The 2627-nt window shown below is 62.2% G+C and carries 1 protein-coding gene; it reads right to left on the bottom strand.

Annotated elements, in window-relative coordinates; translation table 11 throughout:
• Positions 1 to 129 precede the first annotated feature (129 nt).
• Positions 130 to 2627 (bottom strand): curculin (mannose-binding) lectin protein (locus ACW5W8_RS23480; protein WP_498630825.1); only part of this gene is annotated, 2498 nt, incomplete at its 5' end.

The raw sequence follows: 2627 nt of genomic DNA, 5'->3' as shown, positions 1-2627 counted from the left end.
CAGCGCCGCCAGGGCGCCCTCTGCGGTATCGCCCAGGCTCGGGGCCCCCTGCATCTCGCTTGCAAACCATTTGACCTTGTATTCAGCCATCGCTTTTCTCTCCACGGGCAAGGCGCAACGCCTCACCGGTTAACGGTTGACGTTGCCCCTGAGCTGGGCCTCGAAACGGTCGGTATCCACTGCTGCCACCGACTGCAAGATGGTGCGGATAAACCAGATCGGGTAATTGGCGGCGTAGGTGTTGAAGCGCAGCACGTTGCCCGCAGCCCAACCGGCGCCCCAGCCACGCCGGTCAAGCCTGAAATAGGGCTGGCCGTTATTGGGGTTGATGGGGGCAAAATCGGTATTCACGTCCCCCACCGCAATTTGGCCCACATGCTCGCCGACCAAAATAAACGTGGTGGTGGTCTGGAAGATGATGGCCCAGCGCTCTTGCAGGGTCGCCCGGTTGGTCACCACGATCGGGAAATCCGTGTCGTTGTATTCCGCTGTGCAGGGGTCGCCAATCAGAAAATCAGACCAGTTATTTGTCCAGGTGCGTTGGTCGAACAGCGCCCCATAGCGGGCCCACAGGTCACCGATGATCAGGGCGCTGGAGACCAGGGTATCCGCCGCCTCATAGTTGTGACTGAGGGGCCTGGCCAGGGTGATGCGGCCCGAGATCTCCACATCGGTGGCCAGGCTCATATCCTCTATCCGGTGAACCACGGTCAGCGGCTCCACATAGCCGGTCAGGTTCAGCGGGCTGGCCAAGGTCACCATCCCGCTATTCATGTTGACGCTGTAGAGCTGCGGTGAAAGCTCCTTGCCGTTCTTATCCTCCACCCGGCAATAGGCCAACCGTTCGCGCCCGGTGTTGAGCTGCTGCCCGGCCTGTACCCCCATGGGGAAGGCGCTGCGCTTGGTGGAGTGCACCACTACGATGTAACCCTTGCGGATGAAGGGCACCCGGCCATCGGATGGCAGGCGCACCGGATCCAGCTTGATCAGATCCGCATCGAGCGGCAGATAGCTATAGACCACCGCATTAAACCGGATGGTGTCAGCCACCACCGACAAGGGGCGCCAGATCTTGCCATCGACCACTCTATCGGGGTCGTACCAGGGTTTACTCTCATTGCCCGCTGCCGTCACCAGGCGGCCAAAGCGCACCGATACCACCCCAGTCTGATAGTCCACCTTGCCGGTTACATCCTGGCTGGTGATGGTGCCATCGCCGTTGGCGGTCACCTCAAACCGGCGCCCGTCTGCGGTGTTGCCGCTCAGGTAGAGGCTGGATGGCGCAATGGGTGCCCCCGGCGTCCTGAATGTCACCTCGTCCACCGTCTGGGCTACCAGGCTGGTGACCAGCGAACTCAGGGCAAGTACGGGCGCCGCACCAGGGTTCCAGACCGTCACGGTCGCCTTGCCGGTGGCATAATCCAGCGTCCCGGCCTGCTCACCGGCCCCGGTGGCGGGGTCGATGTTGCGATAGAGGATCCCTTGCCTGTCCACATAGACCGACCCGCCCAGAGCAAAGCGCACCGAGTTGGCCAGGATCGCCTCGCCATTGCGCGGAGTGATATCCAGTACCAACGGGGTGGCCTTCACGGTGTCCTGGCCCGCGCTGCTGGCGTTATTGCTGCGGTACTCCACCTCGACCCAACCACTGTCGTCCACCGGGAACAGGTAAGCGGCCTGCACGTAGTAGATTTCAACCAACGTCCAGCGCTGGCGGGCAATGGTGTTACCGTGGCCATCGCCATAGGTGCCGATGGTGCGCCACTCATAGCGGGTTTTCGGAATGCCGCCCTGACCATCCGGCTTGATGGTGAGCTGGCCGGTGGTGTAGTTGACGGTGCCCCACTCCACCCCTGCCGCATCGAGCAGCTTGCCCGCGCCGTTGTCTCGCACACTGATGATCGGGTCACGGGTAGCGATCACCAGTTCGGTGTCGTCCTTCACCTCCTCATAAAGGGCATTCCAGCGTACTGATACCATCCTGGGGGTCAGGTTTTGCTTAGCCAGCTGCATGGTGATCGTCCCGTCCGGGTTGCGGGCCGGGTAGTCAAAGCGTTGGGTGTCCGGGTCGCCGTACTGGTAAACAACCTGATACTCCTGGCCGCCATCCGGCAGGGTCGCCACCCGCAGGGCCAGATCGCCGGTCACATAATTGATGGTGCCGGTGGCATCGCCGGTCAGCTGGCCAGCCCCGTTGTCGATGGCGGTTTTGGTCGCGCCACCGGCTTGCCAAGTCAGGGTCAGGCTGTTTGGGGTGATCCCCTCATGGGCCAGCTTATGGGTCAGCTGCACCGGCTCCAGCACCATGCTGGCGCGGTTGAGGTAAGAGACCTTGGTACCCCAACTGAACATGATCGCGCTGTTCACATCCGGCAGCGCCCCCAGGGTCAACACCACAGAGCCGGTGGTGAAGTTGAGCAGGCCAGAGCCATAGGATTTGTCCTGGCCAAACAGCTCCCCGCGCCCGTTGTCTTTCAAGTCGTACCATTTGCCTTGGGCCAGATAGCTGACGGTCAACGAACCAGGGCAAGGGGTGGGCAGCAGGGTCGCGGTGTAGGCATAGCCCCGGTTGTTGGCGGCGATCTGGATCTGGGCCGTGTCAGCGATGCGCGATGGCATCACTGCCG

It is taken from the genome of Aeromonas aquatilis (assembly GCF_054052405.1).
Note: the sequence above shows the minus strand (reverse complement) of the source record. Positions and strands in the feature narration are given on the sequence as shown.